The organism is Dyella sp. 333MFSha (assembly GCF_900102405.1).
Classification (GTDB): Bacteria; Pseudomonadota; Gammaproteobacteria; order Xanthomonadales; family Rhodanobacteraceae; genus Luteibacter; species Luteibacter mycovicinus.
On sequence record NZ_FNBR01000005.1, the window covers coordinates 242,822 to 265,879 of the forward strand.

The 23,058-nt window shown below is 66.5% G+C and carries 25 protein-coding genes; 16 read left to right on the top strand and 9 right to left on the bottom strand.

Annotated elements, in window-relative coordinates; translation table 11 throughout:
- Window positions 1–80: 80 nt before the first annotated feature.
- The gene (locus BLT40_RS17415; protein WP_090355250.1) at window positions 81–1,571 is read left to right on the top strand and encodes a transglutaminase-like domain-containing protein; all 1,491 of its coding nucleotides are present in this window, start codon (window positions 81–83) and stop codon (window positions 1,569–1,571) included.
- 39 nt (window positions 1,572–1,610) lie between these two features.
- Here the strand turns inward: BLT40_RS17415 and BLT40_RS17420 are convergent, their stop codons facing one another.
- Window positions 1,611–1,988 carry a DUF423 domain-containing protein gene (locus BLT40_RS17420; protein ID WP_090355253.1) on the bottom strand — a complete coding sequence of 126 codons (378 nt, stop codon included), beginning with the start codon at window positions 1,986–1,988 and terminating at the stop codon, window positions 1,611–1,613.
- Window positions 1,989–2,068: 80 nt separating this feature from the next.
- On the opposite strand from BLT40_RS17420, the gene BLT40_RS17425 reads away from it, so the two are divergent.
- Window positions 2,069–2,686, top strand: a complete 618-nt coding sequence (locus tag BLT40_RS17425) for an SCO family protein (protein ID WP_079520779.1) — start codon at window positions 2,069–2,071, stop codon at window positions 2,684–2,686.
- Complete coding sequence (locus BLT40_RS17430) at window positions 2,683–3,132, top strand: copper chaperone PCu(A)C (protein WP_079520778.1); 450 nt, start codon at window positions 2,683–2,685, stop codon at window positions 3,130–3,132. The genes BLT40_RS17425 and BLT40_RS17430 overlap by 4 nt, the downstream gene beginning before the upstream one ends.
- A gap of 9 nt (window positions 3,133–3,141) precedes the next feature.
- Here the strand turns inward: BLT40_RS17430 and BLT40_RS17435 are convergent, their stop codons facing one another.
- Genes BLT40_RS17435 through BLT40_RS17445 form a run of 3 tightly spaced genes read right to left on the bottom strand, consistent with a single transcriptional unit; the run spans window position 3,142 to window position 5,148 of the window.
- Entirely contained in the window at window positions 3,142–3,411 is a 270-nt protein-coding gene (locus BLT40_RS17435; RefSeq protein WP_036115200.1) for an acylphosphatase, read from the bottom strand.
- 1 nt (window position 3,412) lies between these two features.
- Window positions 3,413–3,880 carry a TlpA family protein disulfide reductase gene (locus BLT40_RS17440; RefSeq protein WP_052191147.1) on the bottom strand — a complete coding sequence of 156 codons (468 nt, stop codon included), beginning with the start codon at window positions 3,878–3,880 and terminating at the stop codon, window positions 3,413–3,415.
- Window positions 3,877–5,148 (bottom strand): YihY family inner membrane protein, encoded by a 1,272-nt coding sequence (locus BLT40_RS17445; RefSeq protein WP_090355256.1) that lies wholly within the window; start codon window positions 5,146–5,148, stop codon window positions 3,877–3,879. Before BLT40_RS17445 ends, BLT40_RS17440 begins: the two co-directional genes overlap by 4 nt.
- Window positions 5,149–5,230: 82 nt before the next feature.
- Between BLT40_RS17445 and wrbA the strand changes: the two genes are divergently transcribed.
- The 4 genes from wrbA to BLT40_RS17465 all read left to right on the top strand — a co-directional run bounded on the left by wrbA (window position 5,231) and on the right by BLT40_RS17465 (window position 8,485).
- A complete protein-coding gene (gene wrbA / locus BLT40_RS17450; protein ID WP_036115205.1) occupies window positions 5,231–5,833 on the top strand; it encodes an NAD(P)H:quinone oxidoreductase in 603 nt (200 codons plus the stop codon).
- A complete protein-coding gene (locus BLT40_RS17455; protein ID WP_343123899.1) occupies window positions 5,830–6,228 on the top strand; it encodes a DUF2069 domain-containing protein in 399 nt (132 codons plus the stop codon). The genes wrbA and BLT40_RS17455 overlap by 4 nt, the downstream gene beginning before the upstream one ends.
- Window positions 6,229–6,321: 93 nt before the next feature.
- Window positions 6,322–7,962 (top strand): acyl-CoA dehydrogenase family protein, encoded by a 1,641-nt coding sequence (locus tag BLT40_RS17460; RefSeq protein WP_090355260.1) that lies wholly within the window; start codon window positions 6,322–6,324, stop codon window positions 7,960–7,962.
- Window positions 7,963–7,999: 37 nt separating this feature from the next.
- Window positions 8,000–8,485, top strand: coding sequence for an asparaginase domain-containing protein (locus BLT40_RS17465; protein WP_090355263.1), 486 nt, complete (start codon window positions 8,000–8,002; stop codon window positions 8,483–8,485).
- A 37-nt stretch (window positions 8,486–8,522) separates the two neighbouring features.
- On the opposite strand, the gene BLT40_RS17470 is transcribed toward BLT40_RS17465, so the two are convergent.
- The gene (locus BLT40_RS17470; RefSeq protein ID WP_176809209.1) at window positions 8,523–9,860 is read right to left on the bottom strand and encodes a S8 family peptidase; all 1,338 of its coding nucleotides are present in this window, start codon (window positions 9,858–9,860) and stop codon (window positions 8,523–8,525) included.
- Window positions 9,861–10,099: 239 nt separating this feature from the next.
- On the bottom strand, window positions 10,100–11,953 hold the full coding sequence (locus BLT40_RS17475) for a M4 family metallopeptidase (protein ID WP_079520773.1): 1,854 nt from the start codon (window positions 11,951–11,953) through the stop codon (window positions 10,100–10,102).
- A gap of 248 nt (window positions 11,954–12,201) precedes the next feature.
- On the opposite strand from BLT40_RS17475, the gene BLT40_RS17480 reads away from it, so the two are divergent.
- Complete coding sequence (locus tag BLT40_RS17480) at window positions 12,202–12,651, top strand: DUF4279 domain-containing protein (RefSeq protein ID WP_176809210.1); 450 nt, start codon at window positions 12,202–12,204, stop codon at window positions 12,649–12,651.
- 17 nt (window positions 12,652–12,668) lie between these two features.
- On the opposite strand, the gene sufT is transcribed toward BLT40_RS17480, so the two are convergent.
- On the bottom strand, window positions 12,669–13,226 hold the full coding sequence (gene sufT, locus BLT40_RS17485; protein WP_043692734.1) for a putative Fe-S cluster assembly protein SufT: 558 nt from the start codon (window positions 13,224–13,226) through the stop codon (window positions 12,669–12,671).
- A 195-nt stretch (window positions 13,227–13,421) separates the two neighbouring features.
- Between sufT and BLT40_RS17490 the strand changes: the two genes are divergently transcribed.
- The 7 genes from BLT40_RS17490 (at window position 13,422) to BLT40_RS17520 (ending at window position 17,669) form a co-directional block, all read left to right on the top strand.
- Complete coding sequence (locus BLT40_RS17490; protein ID WP_079520770.1) at window positions 13,422–13,868, top strand: hypothetical protein; 447 nt, start codon at window positions 13,422–13,424, stop codon at window positions 13,866–13,868.
- Window positions 13,869–14,009: 141 nt separating this feature from the next.
- Window positions 14,010–14,591 carry an RNA polymerase sigma factor gene (locus BLT40_RS17495; protein ID WP_036118197.1) on the top strand — a complete coding sequence of 194 codons (582 nt, stop codon included), beginning with the start codon at window positions 14,010–14,012 and terminating at the stop codon, window positions 14,589–14,591.
- Window positions 14,588–14,965 (top strand): hypothetical protein, encoded by a 378-nt coding sequence (locus BLT40_RS17500; protein ID WP_036115221.1) that lies wholly within the window; start codon window positions 14,588–14,590, stop codon window positions 14,963–14,965. The genes BLT40_RS17495 and BLT40_RS17500 overlap by 4 nt, the downstream gene beginning before the upstream one ends.
- A 5-nt stretch (window positions 14,966–14,970) precedes the next feature.
- A complete protein-coding gene (locus tag BLT40_RS17505; protein ID WP_090355277.1) occupies window positions 14,971–15,549 on the top strand; it encodes a DUF3106 domain-containing protein in 579 nt (192 codons plus the stop codon).
- A 14-nt stretch (window positions 15,550–15,563) separates the two neighbouring features.
- On the top strand, window positions 15,564–16,136 hold the full coding sequence (locus BLT40_RS17510; RefSeq protein WP_090355280.1) for a nitroreductase family protein: 573 nt from the start codon (window positions 15,564–15,566) through the stop codon (window positions 16,134–16,136).
- Window positions 16,133–17,023 carry a 5'-3' exonuclease gene (locus BLT40_RS17515; protein ID WP_255364055.1) on the top strand — a complete coding sequence of 297 codons (891 nt, stop codon included), beginning with the start codon at window positions 16,133–16,135 and terminating at the stop codon, window positions 17,021–17,023. The genes BLT40_RS17510 and BLT40_RS17515 overlap by 4 nt, the downstream gene beginning before the upstream one ends.
- 61 nt (window positions 17,024–17,084) lie before the next feature.
- Window positions 17,085–17,669: an NUDIX hydrolase gene (locus BLT40_RS17520; RefSeq protein ID WP_036115229.1), complete on the top strand. Its 585-nt coding sequence runs from the start codon at window positions 17,085–17,087 to the stop codon at window positions 17,667–17,669.
- A gap of 48 nt (window positions 17,670–17,717) precedes the next feature.
- Here the strand turns inward: BLT40_RS17520 and BLT40_RS17525 are convergent, their stop codons facing one another.
- Window positions 17,718–18,359, bottom strand: a complete 642-nt coding sequence (locus BLT40_RS17525) for a hypothetical protein (RefSeq protein WP_090355283.1) — start codon at window positions 18,357–18,359, stop codon at window positions 17,718–17,720.
- Window positions 18,360–18,657: 298 nt separating this feature from the next.
- Here BLT40_RS17525 and dnaE point away from each other — a divergent pair, with 298 nt between their 5' ends.
- Window positions 18,658–22,203 (top strand): DNA polymerase III subunit alpha, encoded by a 3,546-nt coding sequence (gene dnaE, locus BLT40_RS17530; protein WP_090355287.1) that lies wholly within the window; start codon window positions 18,658–18,660, stop codon window positions 22,201–22,203.
- Between the two features lie 36 nt (window positions 22,204–22,239).
- Here the strand turns inward: dnaE and BLT40_RS17535 are convergent, their stop codons facing one another.
- Window positions 22,240–22,992, bottom strand: coding sequence for a hypothetical protein (locus BLT40_RS17535; protein WP_090355289.1), 753 nt, complete (start codon window positions 22,990–22,992; stop codon window positions 22,240–22,242).
- Window positions 22,993–23,058: the final 66 nt, after the last annotated feature.

Genomic DNA, 23,058 nt, shown 5'->3' on the forward strand with positions numbered 1-23,058 from the left:
CCCCCCGACTCACGGGGGGCTTGACTGTGACGGCAAAAGTGCTGTCATGGAGCCGTCCCCGCCCATCCGGACGTACGCACATGAGACGGTATCCAGTCGTTCTCGCCGTACTGCTGTGTCTCCTGCCCGCGTGTGCGCTGGCGACGGAGACCTGGATGACCGTGTTGCTCGACGGGCGCAAGGTCGGCAAGGTCCGCATCGACCGTGACGTCGTCGGCGACCGGGTGACTACCTCGCAGAGCCTGGATTTCCGCCTCACCCGCGTGAAGACGCCGCTTGCGATGCATACCGATGTTCGCTCGGTCGAGACCAGTGCAGGTGCTCCCCTCGCGTTCTACGCGCGTAGCAAGATGTCCGCGCAGGAGAACACCGTCGAGGGCACCGTTCGCGACGACGGAGCCTTTCAGGTATCCAACACCGTGGGCGGCCAGTCGAAGGTAAACCTGCTGATCTGGCCGTCCGGGGCGGCGCTGATCGAAGGCCAGCGACTGACCATGGCCACTCATGGTTTCAAGCCGGGCACGACGTATCGTATGCGCAGCTTCGATGCGGTGAAGCAGCAGGTCGCCACCGTCGACATGGAGGTGATCGGCGACGAGATGGTCGATATGCCGCTGGGGCGCGAATCGCTGCACCACCTTCGGCAGACCCTGGCCTCGGGCAAGAACAACTCGTCGGTCGATCTGTGGGTCGACGGCCAGGGCTTCGTCCGTCGCGGCATCGCACCGTTGCTCGGCTTCCGCATGGAAATGACGGCATGCGATGAGGCCTGTGCCAATGCACCGGACCAGGACGTCGACCTGCTGCGCGCGGCGATGATCGGCGCACCCCGCCCCATGACCGCCAACCTTCGCTTCGCACCGGTCCGATATACGATCCTCGTGCGCGGCGGCTACACCAGTCCGTTTGTGCAGACCGACGAGCAACGCGTCACCCCGATCGGCGACGGGCTCTACCAGCTGGACATCGGGTTTTCCCAGTCGCACAGCGGCGAGCCCGGCCCGCTTCCGGAGGACACGGCGCCCAATCCCTGGGTGCAATCCGACTCGCCTGAAGTACTCAGCATGGCGCGATCGATCGTGGGCGACGCGGCGACCGATATTCAACGCATGCGACGCCTGCGCTCCTACCTCTCGGACTTCATCACGGAGAAAGGGCTGGACGTCGGTTACGCGTCGGCGCTGGAGACGATCCAGACCCGGCGTGGCGATTGCACGGAACACGCGGTGTTGCTTACCGCCCTCGCCCGCTCGCTGGGCATTCCCACACGCGTGGTTACCGGCGTCGTCTACGTCGAGCGATTTGGCGGCGTAAACCGGGTCTTCATCCCGCATGCATGGGCACAGGCGTGGATTGAGAACCGCTGGGTGAGTTTCGACTCCGCGCAACGCCGCTTCGACGCCACGCATATCGCACTGGGCGTGGGTGACGGCGAACCGTGGCGCTTCTTCTCGTCGATGTCGGTCCTGGGCAGGGTCCGCATCGAGCGCGCCATCCCGGCATCGTCGCTGATGGACATGCCGGCACCGAGCATGGGTGACATGGGCGGCGGAGCTGGCAAAGGCGGGTGATGGAGACGCTCTTGCAGGGAGCCGGCCCTGCTGGCGATCCTACGGCGCCCGCCGCAAGGACAGCCCGACCGCGATCCACGCAACGATAAACGCCACCCCGCCGAACGGCGTAATCGCCCCCGTCCACCGTGGCGCCCCCAGTGCCAGGGCGTAGAGGCTCCCCGAAAACAGCACGATGCCCACCGCGAACAGCGCGACGGCGACCGATCGCGCCCGTCCCGGCGCCAGCCCGACCACCGCGACGAACATCGCCAGCGCATGCCAGAAGTGATACTGCACCGCGGTGTGCCACACCTGCAGCCCGGCATCGTCGACCACGCCACGCAGGGCGTGCGCACCGAAAGCCCCTAGCCCCACGGCCGAAGCACCGGCCACGCCGACGAGGAGAGCATGGGCACCACTGACAGGTTGTCGCATTCGCTTCGTTCCGGGTGAGGGCGTGCCTGGGAACCGGCACGGGTGTCGTATCCTGCGCAGGATATCCCGCGGAGTGTCGCATGAAGCCGTTTCTTGCCCGCCGGGTCCTGCTGACCCTGCTCGCCCTCGTCTCACTGGCCGCGCTGAGCGCCTGCCAGCACGAGCCTCAGCCCGAGTGGCGACTGAACGATGTGTCGGGCCACCTTCCCGACCTGGACTTCAGGCTGACCGACGACAACGGCAAGGCGGTGACCGGTGCCGACTACCGCGGCAAGGTGACGCTCATGTACTTCGGCTACACCCACTGCCCGGACGTCTGCCCGCTGACCCTGACGCAGCTGCACGTCGTGCTCGGCCGCCTCGGGCCTGCCGCCGACAAGGTCCGCATCCTTTTCGTCAGCGTGGATCCGGCGCGCGACACCCCGCAGATCATGCACGACTACGTCAACGCCTTCGACAAGCACGCCGTGGGCCTGGTCGGTTCCGATGCCGATGTGGAAGCGCTGGCCAAGCGCTATCGCTCCGCATTCACCCGTGAGCCCGACAAGGGCGACGGCGCTTATGATGTCAGCCACAGTTCGGCCATCTACTTCTTCGATGCTCAGGGCAAGGCACGCCTGCTTGCCACACCGTCGGCGTCACAGGACGACATGGTCCACGACCTGACCCTGCTCACCTCGCTGGAACCCCACGCATGATGCTTCGCTCGCTCGCCGCCGCTCTGCTCGTTTTCGCCACGACGGCGCATGCCGCCGATACCGCGCCTGTCGTCGACGCCAGCGCCGCATGGATCCGCGTCCTCCCCGGCAGCCTGCCCGCCGGCGCGTACGTGACGTTCGAGAACCGGTCGACGACCGCACTGAAGATCGTCGGTGCGGAAAGCGCCGACTACGCCGAAGCCATGATCCACCGCAGCAGTACCGAAGGTGGCATGGGGCGCATGGAAATGGTGGACAGCGTGCCCCTGCCCGCGAATGGCAAAGTCGAGTTCAACCCGGGCGGCTATCACGTGATGCTGGAGAAGCCGAAGCATCCGGTGAAGGCGGGCGATACGCTGACCATCACCTTCGATTTGTCCGACGGGAAGAAGCTGCCGGTGAGCTTCGTGGCACGGCCGGCGAACGCCACGGGCCCGAAGGACTGAGGCGCGCTCCTACCGGATGAGGAAATCGACGGGCGCATCGTGCGCCCCGATGTCCTCGCGATACATCTCGTCCACCCGCGCGTGTTCCGGTCCGTCACGCAGCCAGACCTCGAGCTGGTCGATCGCCGCGGCATCACCGTAAGCGACCACCTCGACGCTGCCATCCGGCAGATTGCGCGCATGGCCGGTGAGCTTCAGCGCCACGGCCCGCTCGCGCGCCGAAGCGCGGTAGAACACGCCCTGCACCTTGCCTCTCACGATGAAGCGTGCGGCTTTCATCTCATGACCCCCTGGCGATGGCCTCGCTCAGTTTCTCGCCCGTCACCGGGCCGACGAAGCGCTGGGCGACGTGGCCGTCCGGCGCGATCAGGTAGGTGGTGGGCAAACCCTTGGGCGGGTCGAAGTCCTTCGGCGGTGCCGTGACGTCGAGCTGAGCGATCGGGTAGACCACCGGGTGCTTGTCGACGAAGGCCTTGATCTCCTTCGCGTCGGTGTCCTCGAAGGCGAGACCGATCGCCACGACGTCCTTGCGGCTCTTCACGAACGCGGAAATGTCGGGCATCTCCTTGATACACGGGACGCACCAGGTGGCCCAGTAATTCACGATCACCCACTTGCCGTGCTGCGCGGAAAGATCGAACGGCTTGCCCTCCAGCGTGGTGACCTTGAGCTCGGGTTTGGCGGCGGTGGCCGCCATCGCGGGCGTGGCGAGTGCCAGGGCGACGACGGCGAGTGTGCGCAGGATCATGCGGGGGAATCCTCGATGGAAACGGGTGCGGGTGTCGGAGGGAACAGCTGGTCGAGACGCGCGCCGAGTGTGGCGTCGAGCGCCGCCGCCAGATTGTCCAGCAACACCAGCAGGTCAGGGGGAAGGTAGATGCCCATGCGCTCGACCTGCTCGCGCGGACGCAACGGCAGACGGTACTGCGTGCAACGGTACACGCGCAGGAGTTCGGTCGTGTCGAGGCTGCGACTGAGCAACCAGCCACCAGCCTCGCCACGCTGAATCATGTCGGCGCGCTGCAGGTCTTCGAAATAGCAGGCGATCGCGCTGGACGGCAGATACGGCTCGCGCAGGCGGATGATGGCCGGATCGACGCTGTCACCGCGACGCTGCGCCGCGACGAAATGCTGCAGCACGACGAGCAGACCGATGAACTCCGCGCCTTCGGGCAAGGCATCGGTCGGTACGACGTACTCGAAAGCGGAAATCGACGCGGCGATGGAGGCGCCGAGGATCACGATGATCCACGACAGGTAGATCCACAGCAGAAAGATCGGGATCGCGGCGAGCGCGCCGTAGATCTCCTCGTAGTTGGGCGAGTTGCGGATGAACTGGGTGAAACCCCAGCGCGCGAACTCGAACAGGATCGCCCCCAGCAGCGCACCGATGGCCGCGTGCCGCCACGAGATGCGGCGGTTGGGCACCATCGTGTACATCAGCACCAGCGTCACGAAGGTGATGACGAAGGGCAGCAGGCTGATCAGCCGGAACTGCGAGGCGATCTGATCGGCCGCCGCATGCAGCAGCGGAAACGCGGTGATATAGGACGACAGGGCCAGACCGCCGACGACGAGGATCGGCCCGAGGGTGAGGGCCGCCCAGTAAAGCAGCAGCCGCGAGGTCCAGCCGCGCGGCTTGCGCACACGCCAGATCCGGTTGAGACGATCCTCAATGCTGATCATCATCGAGACCGCGCTGAACAGCATGACCAGGATGGAGATGCCGGTCAGCTGGCTGGCCTTGTCGGCGAAGGCCAGCATGTACTCCTGGATCTTCATGCCGGTGGCCGGCACGAAGTTCTGGAATGCGTAGTTGGCCAGGGAGCCGCGCCACTCCGCGAACACGGGGAAGGCCGAAAGGATGGCGAAGATCGCAACGGTCAGCGGCACCAGCGAGACCAGCGTCGTGTAAGACAGTGCGCCCGCGGTCTCGAAGCATTTGTCGTCGACGAAACGCAGCCAGGTGAAGCGGGTGAAGCTCAGGGCGCGGTCGCGGTCGAAGCGCAGCGGCATGGTGGTCCTTGAATCCTGGTCCCGGTGGTTTGGGAACGTAAACAGTTCTGCGAGACTAGTGCCTTCGCAAAGGCACTCATCCATGTCCCACGACGTTCTCGTACTCTACTACAGCCGCACTGGCCACACGGCCCAGCTCGCCCGACTCGTTGCCCGCGGCATCGAGGAAGTCCCCGGCATGCGCGCCCGGTTGCGCCAGGTACCTCCCGTGGCCCCGGTGACCGAAACCGCCATGCCGCCGGAACCCGAGGAAGGCGCGCCGTACGTCAGCCGGACGGACCTGGTCGAGTGCGTCGGTCTGGCGATGGGCAGCCCGACCCGCTTCGGCAACATGGCGGCCCCGCTCAAGCATTTCCTCGACACGACGGGCGCCGAATGGGCATCCGGCGCGTTGGCCGGTAAGCCCGCCGCGCTGTTCACCTCGACCAGCACCATGCACGGCGGGCAGGAATCGACCCTGCTGACCATGGCCCTGCCCCTGCTCCATCACGGCATGGTGATCGTCGGCCTGCCCTACACGGAGCCGGCGTTGTCCAGCACGACCACCGGTGGCACGCCGTACGGCGCCAGCCACGTCGCCGGCTCCCGTGGCGACAACGCGATCAGCGAGCACGAACGCGACCTTGCCCGCGCGCTGGGCAAGCGTCTGGCCGACATCGCGCGGCGGCTCGGCACCCCGGCATGAACGAAACGCCACAGGGCACGGGCGGCTCAGCCGGGCATCGCACGGCGCGCGCGGGCGGGATGAACGGCCTCAGCGCCAGCCAGAAGACCGGACTGGCCGCCTGGGCGGCACTGATCGTCATTCAGCTGCTCTGGTACTCGCTGTATCCGCCGGTCTCGATACCGACCTGGGTGGCCTTCGCGATCACCGTTCCGCCGCTGCTGCTCCCGCTGATGTCCCTGCCCCGCGTCACCCGCGCGCTGCTCTGGGTGGGCATCCTGGCGCTGTTCTACTTCTGCCATGGCGTGGCGGAAACCTGGAGCTCCGCGAACGATCGCTGGCTCGGCATCCTGGAAATCGTCGTGACACTGCTGCTGATCGGCACCCTCGGCGCAGGTGTGCGCCGTCGCCGATAAGGTCCAACCGGGCGTCATGCTGCTCCGCGTATCGACGCGGGCGTCCGCAGGATGCAGGCTTGGGTATCCGATCGACACGCCAAGGACGTCACGATGGCATTCGTGCAGCACGCGCCGCAGCTGGCGCACCCGTTTCAGCATGATCGCGTGCTCCAGGCATGGCTCGCGCAACGGCTTCCCGCGGAGCGAGCCGCGGCCGTGCGCCCGGACCTCGATGCCCTCGGCGACTACGCCGTCATGGCCTGGGAACGGCGTAACCGCACCCCGCGCACCGAACCGGTGCTCACCTCGTGGGATGCGTGGGGTAACCGCGTCGACCGGATCGCCCTGACGCCGGCGTGGGAAGAAGGCCCGGCCATCACCACACGCCACGCGGTGCTCGCTTCAGGTCACGAAGCCTCGCCCTGGGCGCGCGTCGAGGAGTTCTTCCGGGTTTACCTCTACCACGTGTCGAGCGAGTTCTATTGCTGCCCGCTGGCGATGACCGACGGCGCCGCCACGGCGATCCGCGCCTCCGGCAACGCGGCGCTGATCGAGCGGGCACTGCCGCACTTCCTCAGCCGCGACCCGGCCTCGTTCTGGCTCTCCGGCCAGTGGATGACCGAGACGCCCGGCGGCTCGGACGTCGGCCGTACCGAGACGGTCGCCCGGCAGGACGCGAACGGTCAGTGGCGGCTTTACGGCCGCAAGTGGTTCAGCTCCGCCGTCGTCGGCGAGGCCGCGCTCGCCCTTGCGCGCCCCGAAGGCGCTGGGCAGGGCACCGCCGCGCTGGGGCTCTTCTACGTGGAAACGAAGGACGACCACGGTGCGTGGCGTGAGATCACCATCGACCGGCTCAAGAAGAAACTCGGCACCCATGAACTGCCCACCGCCGAGATCCATCTGAACGGTCTGCCGGCCATCCCGGTCGGCCCCGTCGACCACGGTGTGCGCCAGATCGCACCCATGCTCAACGTCACCCGTACCTGGAACGCCGTCTGCGCGGTCGCGAGCATGGCCCGCGCGATCTCTCTGGCGCGAGACTACGCGAAACGCCGATACGCTTTCGGTGCGCGTCTCATCGACCACCCATTGCACGCGCGCACGCTGGCCGACATGCAGGCCGAATACGAGGCCGCCTTCGCCCTGACCTTCCACGTGGCCGAATTGCTCGGCCACGTCGAGCATGGCCAGGCCGGACCCCTGGACGCTCCCCTGCTCCGGCTGCTGACGCCGCTGGCCAAACTCTGGACCGCCAAGGTGTCCATCCGCGTCGTCTCCGAAGCGCTCGAGTGTTTCGGCGGCGCGGGCTACATCGAAGACACCGGCCTGCCACAGCTCCTGCGCGACGCGCAGGTCTACGCGATCTGGGAAGGCACCACCAACGTGCTGTCGCTCGACATGCTGCGCGCGCTGGGCAGCGTCGGCGTCGCCCCGATCCGCGGCGCGGTCGCCGCGCTGGCCGACGAAGGGAGCCCCGAACGGCGCGTCATCGACAGGACGCTCGATGCGACCGAAGCCCTTCTGGGCGACGTGGCGGCCGACCGGGCGTCCCTCGAGGCGTCGGCGCGAGGCATCGCCTTCACCCTCGCGCGCTGCATGGCGGCGGCCCTGCTCGCCCGTGCCGCACGGGCAGGCGATTCGGCCGGCGACGCCCGCCCGGCAGCCGCTCTCCGCCGGTTCGTCGCCCGCGGCCTCGACCGTCTGGCTCTTCCCGACAACGAGGGCGACAGCCTGCTCGCCGGCAGCATGTAAGATAGGCGCCCGTTTCACCCGGCTTCCCAGGTCAACCATGCAGCAGCTCACCATCGTCACCACCGGCGGCACGATCGACAAGGTCTACTTCGACGACAAGTCGGATTACCAGATCGGCTCCCCGCAAATCGGCGACATCCTGACCCAGCTCGGCGTCGCGTTCCGCTTCGACGTGATTCCGATCCTGCGCAAGGACAGCCTGCACGTGACGGACGAAGACCGTGCGCTCATGCGCAGCACCATCGAGGCCCAGCCGCATCGTCATGTGCTGGTGACCCACGGCACCGACACCATGGTGGAAACCGCGCGTGTACTGGCCGGCATCCCCAACAAGGTGATCGTGCTGACCGGCGCCCTGAATCCGGCTCGTTTTCAGGGGTCGGACGCCGTGTTCAACATCGGCTGCGCGGTCGGCGCGGTACAGACGCTGGCCGATGGCGTGTACATCGCCATGAACGGCCGCGTGTGGAATCCGGAAAACGTCCGCAAGAACCGCGACGCGAACCGCTTCGAAGCCATCTGATTCGAAGCGATCCAATACGCCGGCCTGAACGCGCCGGTCAGGGCTTGCCACGGTCTTCGACGACCGCGTCCACCGTGGCGCCTGCATCCATCAGGCCCGCACCGCAGCCTTTCGGACACGGACCGGGCAAGGGCCGCGCATTGTCGACGAGCTGCCGCGTGATCGCTTCCACACCGATCGCCGGGTCCGCCGATCGCATCAGCGCCACCAGCGCGGAAACCTGGGGTGCGGCCATGGATGTGCCCGCGTAGTACTTGAGAAGAGGCCTGCCCTCACTGCCGCGCTTGCCGCCGTCGACGGTCGACAGGATGTCGTCGGCACCGAATGTCGTCAGCGAGCCACCCGGCGCAGCCAGGGTGACGCCGTCGCCGTGATTCGAATACCACGCCATCGATCCGTCGCGAGCCAGGGCGTTCACGCTCACGACGCCCGCGCAATTGGATGGAGAGACCGCGGAGGCACGGATGCCGTCGTTACCTGCCGCCGCTACGACGGCGACACCACGCGAGCGCGCCTGTGCGATGGCCGTCGCCAGTGCCATCCCGCAGGCACCGGGCGTCCTCAGGCTCAGGTTGATGACGTCGGCGCGGCGGGCGATCGCGGGAACACCCGGCAGTTCACCACCGCTCGCCCAGACGATCGCATCCGCCACATCCGAGAGACGGCCTCCGCACTTGCCCATCACCCGCACCGGGATCACCTTGGCCTCGGGCGCGACGCCCAGCATCCCGCGACCATCGGGTGACCTCGCCGCCACGAGTCCGGCGACATGCGTGCCATGCCACGATGATTCGGACGCCGTTGCCGAACCACACTCACCCGCGTCGCTCCAGTCGCCTTCGTCCGCGGGATTCGTATCGCGTCCGTCACCGTCGCGTGCCGCGGCGGCATCGCTGACGAAGTCGTGGCCCGGCAAAAGCTGACCGACGAGTTGCGGATGCGGTGCGATGCCGGTGTCGAGTACGGCCACCACGGATCCGGCGCCTTTCGTGTAACGCCAGGCCACCTCCGCGTCGATGCCGACACGAGGATCGTGCATGTACCACTGGCGATGCCATAACGTCGTAAGGCGGCCCGCGGGCGTGACGATGCGGTCTTCTTCGATCTCGATGACACCCGGCATCGATGCGAGTACGGCCGGATCCAGGCCGCGCAGGTCGAAAACCTCACCGCCCGCCGCAAGGGTACGCACATGCACGGGCTGGATGCTGCGCGTGGAACGCGCGTGCGATACACGTGGATGCCTGGCGGCCGCCGCATGCACCTTGTCGCTGAAGTGCACGATGTATCGATCGGTGGGCATCTCGCCAGCCATGGCGACAGGTACGGGCACGCAGGCCGCGGCGGCGAGTAAAGCTAAACGGGGATACGTCATCGATCGCATCTCGGACACCCTGGGGAAAACGCGGCGACGCCGCAGTCGGTACAACGTAGGCCGATCCGTTCCCGGCTAGTACGCGCCGACGCTCATCAAGGCATGTAGGCGAAATGGGGATGCACGTTGAAGGGTTTGCGAGCAGCGAAGTGTGCAGACAGGCATCCTCTCGACGCGGGCACGAAAAAGGGCCCGGACGTTTCCGTCCGGGCCCCGACGCAGCAAGCGAGAGGGGTCGCTTACGGCGTCCAGGTTGCCTTGAGCGAGACGCCCGAGAACGTCGAGTAACCGCGGACCTTCACGTAATACGTGCCCGCCTGGGTGGTGGCGAAGGTGCAGGTTTCGTTGTTGCCCGAGACGTACGGACGGCAGTTGTAGCTGGAGGTGGTCGGTGCGGAACCGAACTTGACGTAGAGATCCGCATCACCGGTACCACCGCTGGTGACGATGCTGAGGTTCTTCGCGCCAGCCGCCACCACGACGGTGTAGCTGAGTTCGGTACCCGAGCTGCCGGCAAGGCCGGTCTTGGCCACACCGTTCTGCAGCGCCGTGCCACCGGTACCGCCACCGCCGCCGGTCGAGCAGCTGACACCCACGCCGGTGAAGGCGGTGGCGACATCCGTCGCGGAGTAGCCGAGATCGGTCGCCGCGCTGGCGACACCGCAGGCACCGGAGTTGAACGTGGAGCTGGCGGTCCAGTACAGGGCATTGGCGCGGGCGAACACCTTGAACGCCTTCACCGTGTCCCAGCCACTGGTCTTGGCCAGCAGGCAGAACGCCTTGTTGTAGACACCCGACGAGTAATGCACGTCGAGACCGCTGTAGTAATCGGACGCATTGTCGATCGAGCCACCGTCCTGCGACGGCGTGCACATGTAGCGCAACGCGTTACCGATACCGGCGCTGGTCTTGACGATGTCGGCACCGACGAGGAAGTCGTTGCTGCCGCGGTCGTAGTATTCGGCCGCTTCACCGGCGATGTCCGAGTACGCCTCGTTCATGCCGCCCGACTGTCCGCTATAGGCCAGGTTCGAGTGCTGTTCGGTGTACCCATGGCTGATCTCGTGCGAGGTCACATCCAGGGCGACCAGCGGGTAGAACGTGCTGGCACCGTCGCCGAAGGTCATCGAGCTGCCGTCCCAGAACGCGTTTTCGTAGGAGCTGCCGTAGTGCACCTTCATGATCAGAACCTGGTTCAGCGGCGCCGCGCCGGTGTACGAGGTGTACATGTCGTGCACCACGCCACCGAAGTGGTGGGCGTCGTTGATCGGGCCGTAAGCGCCGTTGACCGCGTCACCGCTCGATCCGGCGCTACAGGTGAAGCTCCACAGCGTGCCGCTTCCCGACGTCGCCTTCTTCATGTTGTACGACTTCACGTAGGCGTTCTGCGCCGTGCAGGTCGTGCCGGACTGCGTCACGCGCAGCGCGGGCTTGCCGCCGGCGCCCCAGGTGTACTGTCCGGTTTTCTGATTGCCGCCCGGACCGGTCGCATCGATCTCGGCGTAGGTCAGGCCTTCCCACTGCTCGATGATCTCCCCGGTGTTGGCGTCGATCAGGGCGGTCGGGCGGGTCGGATGGTCACCGCCGGAGAAGAACGAGGTGAGATAGACCAGACGCGCGGGAGCGCCGTCACCCGGATAGATGTACAGATCCGCCTTGACGTTCTCCGGCTTGACGGTGGCGACGCCGGCCAGCGACGGCGCCTGCTTGCTGAGCAAGGCGACGGCGCGCGTACCGTCCAGCCTGGGGGTGACCGAGGCGATATCGACCTGCAGGTCGGACGTGACCGCACCATTGGCGACCAGCGCATTCCCCTGCGTGTCCTGCTCGACGGCGATGCTGCGGCCATAGACCGGCACGCCCTTGAAGGTCTGTTGCATGCGGACGGTCTGCGTGCCCTTTACCGTGGGCAGCGAGGCTTGTGCGACGAATCCGTTGTCGGCGGAAAGTCCCAGTTTTGTCGCCAGCTGGTTGGCCGGTACGGCACCCAGGCTCTGCGCACGCAGTGCCTGTTCGGTAGCCGCCGATGCGACCGAGGTGGCGGCGATCCCGAGGGATGCGACCAGGAGCTTCAAGCGAACATGAGTTGCCATTAACGTTCCTCCTCCAGGAATGGGCCGCACTCCGCCATGGCGGACCGTGAGGACCACACTCCGAACGATTTGAATTCGCGCCGCGGCGCGATGCCCGTTTTATGTCGCGACGACCGGTCCCCCAACCGGAAGTCCTCATCAACCTAGCGCAAGAATTCGCGACCGACTACCTAGGGATTTCCCTAGGGCGGCAAAAAACGCGATGCTACGCACGAATTGCGAACACGAACTTGCGAAGGGGGCGACGCATGGCGCGATTACCGGATCTGGACCTTGACCTACGTCGACTGACGCCGACGGTGCGCGCGGCGTTCCGTCTCACGTCGGAGCGGCATACGCTGGATCATCTGCTGAGAGAGGTCGGCATCGAGGGTGCCGTCACGTGGCAAAAAGGCGAAAGCATCGCCTCGACGACGTTGCAGCGGCGGACCAACGGCTGGTGCTTCGAACTGCCGCCGCAACGCACGTACATGCTGGACGACGCGCTGACGGGGTTGTTGCACGCGCTTGCGCCGCATCGCGACCAGATCGTCGCGCTGACCAGGGCACTCGAACTCGACGCACACGTCGCGCTCGACACCGACATCTACGAAGACCGTGTGCCGACCGGCTACCTGTCACCCGCCAACGTCAAAGCCATCGCGACATACGGTGCGTCGCTCGGCACGGAAATTCATCTCGCCGAGCCGAACGGCTGAGGACGGCGTCGCCGGGATCAGAGCATCCCGGTTTCGAGCTTCGCCGCATCGGACATCATGGAGTGATTCCAGGGCGGGTCGAATACGAGGTCGACATCGGCCTCGACGATCGTGGGAATGAGCTCGACCTTGGTGCGGACATCGTCGACGAGGATGTCGCCCATGCCGCAGCCCGGCGCGGTCAGCGTCATCTTCACGTAAACGCGGCGCGAGCCCTCGTCGGTGGATTCGAGGCTGACGTCATAGACCAGGCCCAGCTCCACCACGTTGATGGGGATCTCGGGATCGAAGCAGGTGCGTAGCTGCTGCCAGACCAGCTTCTCCACGTCGTCGTCCGTCGCGCCGTCCTCGAGTTCGATCGGGCGCGGCGGCTCCTTGCCCAGCGCGTCGGCGTCGTCGCCGGCGATGCGGAACAGATTGCCTTCCACGTAAACGGTGAAACTGCCGCCGAGGGCCTGGGTGATGTAGCCGATCTGCCCGGCGGGGAGCGTCACCGTCTCACCCTGCGGCACCATGACTGCCTGGCAGTCACGTTCGAGGGTGAAGGGCTCGCTGCTGAGGCTGAAACCGCTCATTGCTGTCCTGTAAAGGCCGCGCCGCGGCCGCAAAGTCGTCGATTATGCGCCCGCCCGCGAAGCGGGGGGTAGGCACCTACCGGCTTAACGTCGGGGCGCACGCGTCGGGGCACAAGAGCGCCCGGCCGCTTGCCCCGCTATGATGGCCCCCTTTTTGCCGCACCCGGGATCCCATGCGCGACCTGACCGAAATCCATGCCGGCTGAGCGCACAGGCCTTCCCGGTTTCCTCTTCGGTGCACTCTGCGCGGCCATGTTCGGCCTCGCCGCGGGCGCCGTCTGGATGCTCCCCTCCATGATGTTCGGTCGCGCCATTCCAGCCCTCGTGCTGCCGGTGGGATGGGGGCTTGGCCTCGTCGTGCGCCGCTGGCTGCACTTTCGCGGCCTGGCAGGCGCCGTACTGGCGGCTGCGGCCACCGTGCTGGCGGCCCTGTACACGGCGTGCCTGGTGGCCGCCGCCACGATCTCCGGCATGATGGGCATCGGCTTCGGCCAGGCCATCGCCGACGCCGGACCGGCCATGCTGCTGGACCTCGCCCGTCTCGCGCAGCGCCCGGTCGACCTGTCGCTCTACCTGACCGGAGCCCTGATCGCGGCCCTTACCGCCTGGCCGCTGGGCCGGGGAAAGCCGCGCGGCGACTGACTTTCATAAGCGGTAAATCCCCCTACGGGAAAGATATTCCGGGGAAGTAACAGTCAACCGGCGGTCGATGACCGCGTTTACCGGAGTGAACCTGGCGATATGGAGCACGAGGATGCGAAACACGACGATGCGGAGAAAGCCGTGAACGGCTCCCTCGCACTCGACAGCGCATCGCTCGAGGATCTGCGCGAGGTCCCGGCGAACATGGACGCCTTCCTGGCGGGTATCGAGCGACGCGCCTGGCGCATGGCCGAAATCCACCTGGGCAACAAGGACGACGCCATGGATGCCGTCCAGGACGCCATGCTGCGACTCGTCAATCATTACGCGGGTAAGCCCGCCGGTGAGTGGACGCCGCTGTTCTGGGGCATCCTGCGCCGACGCATCGTCGATCTGCAGCGGCGCCGCAAGGTCCGGTCCATCGTCGTCAGCTGGATGGGCGGTGGTCGCGACGACGAAGGCGACGAACTCCCGATGTGGGAGCCGGCGGACGACGCGCCGGATCCCTCGGCCCGGTTGCAGGACACGCAGGCCTACGGCGACATCGTGACGGCCGTGCGCAAGCTGCCCCGGCGCCAGCGCGAAGCGTTCACGCTGCGCATCATGGAAGGCCTGGATGTGGCCGAGACGGCCGCCGCGATGGGCTGCTCGGACGGCAGCGTGAAAACCCACCTTTCGCGCGCGATGCATGCGCTGCGCGATCAACTGGAGGCTTGGCGATGAGCCAGCACGATCGAGAACTCGAACGTCGCGCCCGGGACCTGTACCTGCGGGCCAGCCGCGACGTGGATCCGGCCACCGCGGGGCGCCTGCGCGCGGCGCGGCGCACCGCGCTCGCCCGTCCGCAACCGTCCATGACGCGACGCCTGCTGCTCCCCGCGGGAGCCTTCGCCGTGGTCGCTCTCGCTTCGCTGATGATCTGGCAGCCGCGGGTATCCCCTTCGGACATGCCCGTAGCCACGCAGCAGTCCGCGGAAGCGGAGCCCAGCGATCTGCCGCCCGATGCCGACAGCGCGGACCCCGCGCTGTACAAGGACATGCAGTTCTACAGCTGGCTCGCCTACAACGACGCGCCCTCGTCCCCGTCCCGCAAGTGAGCCCCATGCGCCGCCTTCCGCTCGTCCTCGCCTTGTTCATGGCCTTCGCGGCGCCGCTGACGGCGAGCGCGCAGGATCGCCCCCCACCGCCGCCCGGCGGTGAGATGCCGCTGCCGCCGCCCCGTCCGTGGAGCGCGTTGTCGGCCGACGAAAAGGACATCCTGGCGCCGCTGGCCCACGACTGGGACACGTTCCCGCCGCAGCGCCAGTCGCGGATGCTCGAAAAAGCCCAGCGCTGGCGCGGGCTGCCGCCGGATCGTCGTGCGGAAATCCGCGACCGCATCGAACGCTGGCAGCACATGACGCCGGAGGAGCGAGCCGAGGCACGCCGGAACCAGCAGAAGTTTCAGGACCTCTCTCCCGACCAGCGTGCCCGCCTGCACGACGCCTTCGAGCGTTTCAGGAACCTCACGCCCGACCAGCGGCACGCGCTGATCGAGAAGTGGCGCAACATGACACCCGATCAGCGCCGCGACGCGGTGGACCACGCGGGCCCGAACGACATCGTGCCCCCGCCACACGGCGGTCCGGGCGGCCCCGACGGCCCGGGCGATCGCCGGCCGCCTCCCCCTCCGGGGGAGTGAGCTAAACTGGGCCAATGACCGAAAACGACCTGGCTTTCCTCAACGACCGCCGTTCGGTGCCTTCGCGCCAGCTCGGCGAACCCGCTCCCGATGACGCCACGCTGCGCCGCCTCCTCGAGGCCGCGATCCGTGTGCCCGACCACGGCAAGCTCGAACCCTTCCGCATCCGCGTGCTGCGCGGCGAGGCCAAACTGGTCTTTGGCCGCAAGCTGGCTAAGCTGGCGGTCGAAGCCAATCCGGACCTGTCCGAATCCAAGCGCGAGAAAGAACAGCGCCGCTACGAATTCGCCCCGCTGGTCCTGGTCGTTTCCGCGAAGATCGACACCGACAGCAAGGTCCCCGAGCTGGAGCAGGACCTCACCGCCGGCTGCGTCGCCTATAACATCCTGCTCGGCGCGCAGGCGCTCGGCTACGGAGCGCAGTGGCTCAGCGGCTGGGCCGCCTACGACCGTGAAGTCGCGAAGCTGCTCGACATGAAGAAAAGCGAACACATCGTCGGCTTCATCCACATCGGCACGGCCGCCATCGACGCGCCGGAGCGCGATCGTCCGTCGTACGACGACATCGTGAGCGTGTGGTCGCCGTGAGCGACGACTCCCTCGTCCACCTGGTCGACGGCAGCCTGTATGTGTTCCGCGCATGGCACTCCATGCCCGACGAATTTCACGACCACGAAGGCGAGCCGGTCAACGCCGTGCACGGCTTCACGCGATTCCTCTGCGAGCTGCTCGAGCGCAGCCGTGCGGAGCACATCGCGGTGGCGTTCGACGCGTCGCTCACCACCTCGTTCCGCAACACGATCTATCCGGCGTACAAGGCCAACCGCGACCTGCCACCGCCCCATCTGGTCCGTCAGTTCGGGCTGTGCCGCGAGATTTCCGCGGCCCTTGGACTCACCGTGCTCAACGATCACCAGTACGAGGCCGACGATCTGATCGGCAGCGCGCTGTGGGGCCTGCGCTCGCATGGCTTCCGCGGCGTCATCGTTTCCGCCGACAAGGACTTCGGTCAGTTGCTCGGCGAGCACGACGAGCAATGGGATTTCGCGAAGAACGTGCGCTGGGGGCCTTCCGGCGTCTTTGACAAGCTCGGCGTGCATCCACACCAGGTCGCCGATTATCTGGCGCTGTGCGGTGACGCCGTCGACAACATCCCCGGCGTGCCTGGCATCGGCGCGAAGACCGCGGCCGCCCTGCTCGCCCACTTCGGTAGCCTGGACAACCTGCTCGATCGCATCGACGAGGTGCCGTACCTGCGCATCCGCGGCGCCGCGGCCTGTGCGGTCCGTCTGCGTGAACATGCGGAACAGGCGCTGCTGTGCCGTCGCCTCACCCGCATCGCGCTGGATATCGCCGTCGCCGAGACCGCCGATGCCCTGAGCCGCCGTCAGGGCGAGGCCGCGACGATCGACGAATTGTGCGAGCGCCTGCGCTTCGGACCGCTGACCCGGTCACGCCTGCGCGCCTTGATGTAATACGTTACCCAGTCGATATACCCTTGGTCGGATATTCCCTTATCCCTCCAAGGAACCCGCCATGCAGACCAGTCCGCTGCCCCATGCCTCGCCGATCCCCGATGACGCCAGTGCGCCGGAAGAGGTCCTGCACAAGGCGAAGTGGCTGACCCTGAAGAAGCGCGGCCGCTGGGAATACGCCGAACGTAACAATCCGGGTGGCGCGGTGATCATTCTCGCGGTGACGCCCGACGACAAGGTCGTCTTCGTCGAGCAGTACCGCGTGTCGATCCTGAAGAACACCATCGAGATGCCCGCCGGCCTCGTCGGCGATCTTGCCGGTGCCGAGGACGAGGACGTACTGCTGGCCGCTCGCCGCGAACTGGAAGAAGAAACCGGCTACGCCTGCGGCAGCATCGAGTTCGTGCATGAGGGCCCGTCGTCGGCCGGCATGAGCACGGAGATGATCGCCTTTGCGCGCGCCTGGGACCTGTCCAGGGTGGGCAAGGGCGGCGGTGACGAGACGGAAAACATCATCGTTCACGAAGTGCCACGCGCCGAAGCCGGCAAGTGGCTGTTCGACCGTGCAAAGGAAGGTTTCTCCATCGACGCGAAGCTGTTCGCAGGGCTCTGGTTCATCGAGCATCCCGAAGCGCACATGCGCTGACAGCTAGCGGCAAACCCACTCCGGCCGGGTGGCCGGAGTGGGTGACAATCAATTCGCCGCGGTCGGCTGGACGCTGACGTGCACGTTCTGGATCGACACCGAGCCGCCTTCCATCCACATCTCATGGCCTCCCGGGGTCGAGACCCGCTCCTCCGAGTGGATGTCGACATACAGGAAGTTGGGATCGAACCCGACGTTCTGGCCCGGCACGGTGAAGCGGAACGTGCCGGCGGTATCGCCGCCGAACGTCGCCTTTTTCTCGCCAAGGTCCAGCCGGTGCCGCCCCTGGTCGTCGCCCAGCCAGAAATTCACTCGCAGCTTGCCGAGGGCGCCGCCCTCGACCTGCGTGAGACCTGCGTTGAACTGGACGGTGTAGCTGACGTCGCCGCCGTAATACGTCGTACCGAGCGGCGTGAACCCACGGACCGTCATGGTCGGAGCGTGCCACGCCGGGCCTACGCCTCCGTCGATCTGCTCGCCAGGGTGGCCGAACGATTGCCACATCGAGGTCCGCTCGAATAAGCCGTGGTCGGTCCGCAGTCGGCAGGCTGCCTGAGCCATGGCATCGATCGAGCCGCGGCAACCGGGGAGATTTTCCAGTGACGGAGCCGCCAGCGTGTGACCGGTGAAGAGCAGGGTCGCGATCGCCGCCGTGGCGACCCACCGCCGGTGAGAAGGGTGCTTGCGCATGACTTACATTCCTTTGTGAGTGATGAGGGGTAGTACGTACGCTGGCGCCAGGGCGAGGGAGGGGGATAGCTCAGGCGCCAGCCGACGGGATTGTCGGTCGATTGCCCAGGAAACTGTGGCCCGCTGACAGGCCTGACGGCGTAGACCGCAGCAACCTCGCGGCGACCACCTACACGGCCCCGCTAAATCACCTGCCGAGGCCGCCAGATGGCTGTCCGGCGGACAAATCCGTCCTGTCAATTCTTGTCCCCGCCCCCATCCCGGCGTAGCCTTCCCTCTGCTCTGCCCGGCGCCGCCCATGTCTGTTCGTTTCGCCCATCTCCACCTGCACAGCGAGTACTCGCTGGTCGACTCGACCATCCGCATCAAGCAGCTGGTCGCCGCCTGCGCGCGGGCGGGTATGCCCGCCGTCGCGCTGACGGACGAGAACAACATGTTCGGGCTGGTGAAGTTCTACAAGCAGTGCACGGCGGCGGGCATCAAGCCGATCGGTGGCTGCGACATCTGGGTCTCAAGCCCCGATGATCCGCGCCCCTGGCGTCTCACGCTGATCTGCCAGGATCGCGACGGCTACCTCAATCTCTCCCGGCTGGTCTCACGCGCCTGGCGCGAAGGCCAGGGTACCGGCCGCGCGCTCGTCGATGCCGCCTGGATGCATCCCGAGAGCGTACGCGGCCTGATCGCCATCGCCGGTCGCGAGAGTGAAGTCGCGCGCGTCGCGCTGACGGCGGGTCTTCCCGCCGCGACCCTGCGCCTCAGCTTCCTGCAGCGCCTGTTCCCCGACCGTCTTTACCTCGAACTGACCCGCACGGGTCGCGAGAACGAAGAAAACTGGGTGCGCGCCGCCATGGCGCTGGCAGGCGATCACGAACTGCCCGTGATCGCGAGTAACGACGTGCGCTTCCTGCTGCGCGAAGACTTCGATGCGCACGAGGCCCGCACCTGCATCAACCAGGGCCGCGTTCTCGCCGATCCGAAGCGCCCGAAGGATTACAGCGAAGAGCAGTACTTCAAGTCGCCCGAGGACATGGAGGCGTTGTTCGCCGACATTCCCGAGGCGCTGGAAAACACGGTCGAACTGGTCAAGCGCTGCAATCTCGTGCTCGAGTTCGGCACGTATTACCTGCCCAACTTCCCGGTCCCCGAAGGCCACACGCTCGACACCTTCATCCGCGATCTCGCGCAAAAGGGGCTCGAAGAACGCCTCAGCCAGCATCCCATCGCCGCCGGCAAGACGCTGGAGGATTACCAGGCGCGCCTGGATCGCGAAGTCGACGTCATCATCCGGATGGGCTTTCCCGGCTACTTCCTGATCGTCGCGGACTTCATCGGCTGGGCGAAGGACAACGGCATTCCGGTGGGCCCGGGCCGAGGCTCGGGCGCGGGCTCGCTCGTGGCGTGGGTGCTGAAGATCACCGACCTGGATCCGCTGCAGTTCGAGTTGCTTTTCGAGCGCTTCCTCAACCCCGAACGCGTGTCGATGCCCGACTTCGACATCGACTTCTGCATGGATCGCCGCGACGAGGTGATCGACTACGTGGCGCGCAAGTACGGTCGCGATCACGTCAGTCAGATCATCACCTACGGCTCGATGGCGGCGAAGGCCGTGCTGCGCGACTCCGGTCGCGTGCTCGGCATGGGCTACGGTCAGGTCGACCGTCTCGCCAAACTCATTCCCAACCGGCCGCTCGACCTGACCCTCGGCGACGCGCTCGGCCGTACGGAAAAAGCCAGAAAGGAACCCGATCGCATCGTCAAGGAATTCTGCGACGTCTACGATCAGGAAGAAGAGCCGCGCCAGCTGATCGACCTGGCGCTCAGCCTCGAAGGCCTCACCCGCAACGCCGGCAAGCACGCGGGCGGCGTGGTGATCGCGCCCACACCGCTGACCGACTTCGCACCGCTGTACTGCGAAGCCAGCGGCGAAGGCGTCGTCACGCAGTACGACAAGGACGATGTCGAGGCGGTCGGCCTGGTGAAGTTCGACTTCCTCGGCCTGCGCACGCTCACGATCATCGACTGGGCGGTCAAGGCGATCAACAAGCGCCGGGCGAAGGAAGGCACGGACGCGCTGGTGATCGAATCGCTGCCGCTGGACGATCCCAAGGTCTACGACCTGCTGAAGAAAGCGCAGACCGTCGCCGTCTTCCAGCTGGAGTCGCGCGGCATGCAGGGCATGCTGAAAGAGGCCCAGGCCGACCGTTTCGAAGACATCATCGCACTGGTGGCGCTGTACCGCCCCGGCCCGATGGATCTGATCCCCAGCTTCTGCGCGCGTAAGCACGGGCGCGAAGCGGTGGAGTACCCGGATCCGCGCGTCGAACCCATCCTGAAAGAGACCTACGGCATCATGGTCTATCAGGAGCAGGTGATGCAGATGGCGCAGATCGTGGGCGGTTACACGCTCGGCGGCGCCGACCTGCTCCGCCGAGCGATGGGTAAGAAAAAAGCCGAGGAAATGGTCAAGCACCGCGCGACCTTCCGCGAAGGTGCCGCCAAAGACGGGATCGTGGGCGACAAGGCCGATGCGATCTTCGACCTCATGGAGAAGTTCGCCGGCTACGGCTTCAACAAGTCGCACGCCGCTGCGTATGCGCTGGTGTCGTACCAGACCGCCTGGCTGAAGGCGCACTACCCCGCCGAGTTCATGGCCGCGACGATTTCGTCGGACATGGACAACACCGAGAAGGCCGTCACCTTCCTCGAAGAAACGCGGGCGATCGGCATCAAGGTGCTGCCGCCCGACGTCAACGCGTCGGACTGGATGTTCGAAGCGGTGGAGCCGCGCGTGGTGCGTTACGGCCTCGGCGCGATCAAGGGCGTCGGCCAGGGTATCTGCGAGGAAATCGTCGCCGAACGCAAGGCGAAGGGACCGTTCCGCGGACTGGTCGACTTCTGCCAGCGCGTCGGCTCGAGCAAGCTCAACAAGCGCACCATGGAAGCGCTGGTCCAGTCCGGCGCGCTCGACGCGCTCGGCGAGAACCGCGCCACCCTGGTCAAGCACATTCCCGAAGCGATGCGCGCCGCCGACCAGGAAGCGAAGAACCGCGCCTCGGGACAGGTCGACATCTTCGGCAACGCGTTCGGTGAGGCGGAAGCCCCCAGCATCATCGAACTCTCCGGTTCAGTGCCGGAGTGGCCGCTCGAACAGCTGCTGCAGGGCGAGCACGACACGCTCGGCCATTACCTGTCCGGTCACCCCACCGACCCGTGGAAGGCCGAACTGGCGCAGCTGGGTAGCTGCCCCATCGGCGAGATTCCGCAGCGCTACCAGCCGCCCAAACCGCGCCGTAACGACGACGACGAAAACGCCAACCGCTTCCGTCGCGGCCCGGACACGCCGTGGACCGTCGCCGGCATGGTGGTGGGCATGCGCAAGCGTGGCGAGAGCGATGCGTTCGTCCAGATCGAGGACGCGACGGGCGTGCTCGAGACCAGCTTTTTTCGTGACGTGTTCACCGACGCCGCCCCCCTGCTTACACGCGGAAGCATGATCGTGGTTGAAGGGGGCCTGCGTATCGACGACTTCGCCGGCGGCTATCAGCTGCGTGCCCGCAAGGCCTACGCGCTGTCCGACGCCATGGAGCACTTCGGCCGCCTGCTCACGCTGAAACTCAACGGCGTCGGTCCGGACTTCCCGCAGCACCTGCGTCAGGCCCTGATGGGTTATCGCGGGGGACGTACCCCGCTGATGCTCGCCGGCTACCGCAACGCGGAAGGCCAGGCCAGCCTGGAACTGGGCGATCAGTGGCGCGTGCGCGCCCTCCCCGACCTCGTGCGCACCTTGCGGACGATCCCCGGTGTTCTGGGGACCGAGCTGCGCATGGTACGGCCGGCCGACTGAGCGCCGGCCGCTCCTGCCGGCCGGGCGATACGCCGCCTATTCGGACGCCGACAGCTGGACGGGAATCTGGCCGGGGTAGGAACGGACGACGACGACATCGTCCGCCTTGATCGCACCGACGCCGTCGACTTTCTGGATCCTCACGCCGATATGCCGGACATGCGAGCCTGCCGGGACGAGGACGCTGTCGACAAGTTCGCCCGAGGGCCAGCCCCCCGAGTTCAACTCGCCCTTGATGGCCTGTGTCTTATGCGCCGCGTTCCACTTCTTGTCGCCGTCGTCGAACGCGGTGGCTATGAGGACCGTGGCACCGCCCTGCTCGGCACCGACATGCGCGTGGACGGTGTAGACGAAATCGTCGGCGTCGGCGGGCGGGAGGGCGACCCACTGGGTCACACTGTCTTCCGGCTCCGCCAGGCGCACCGTCCGGTACCGGTTATTCGACGTGTCGTAGAGCGCCAGCGACGCGTTGTACCTGTCGGCGCCCGGTCCTTCGAAGACCCAGGGCGCGAGGTGATCCCCCATCGCGTGGCGCTTCGTGTTGAACCCGAACCACTGGTACTCGCCATGCCAGAAGACGTCGTTTACGCCTTCAAAGTCACCGTTTGGCACGGTGAGCCGGCAGATCTGGCCTTCCGCGGCGATGTCGCACTCGGGCATGCGATGGATCGCGTAGGGGCCGGGGATCTCGGCGAACGCCACGTTCGCCCCTGAGACGCTGGCGACCAGGCCGACCATCAGAAGCGAGAAGCGGCGGCATTTTGCGATACGGTGAATTGCACCGGGCATGATGATTCCTTTCGTCAGAAGAGGTGATCCTCCCGTCGACGCGAAGGTCGAGGCAGGGCCGCGGGC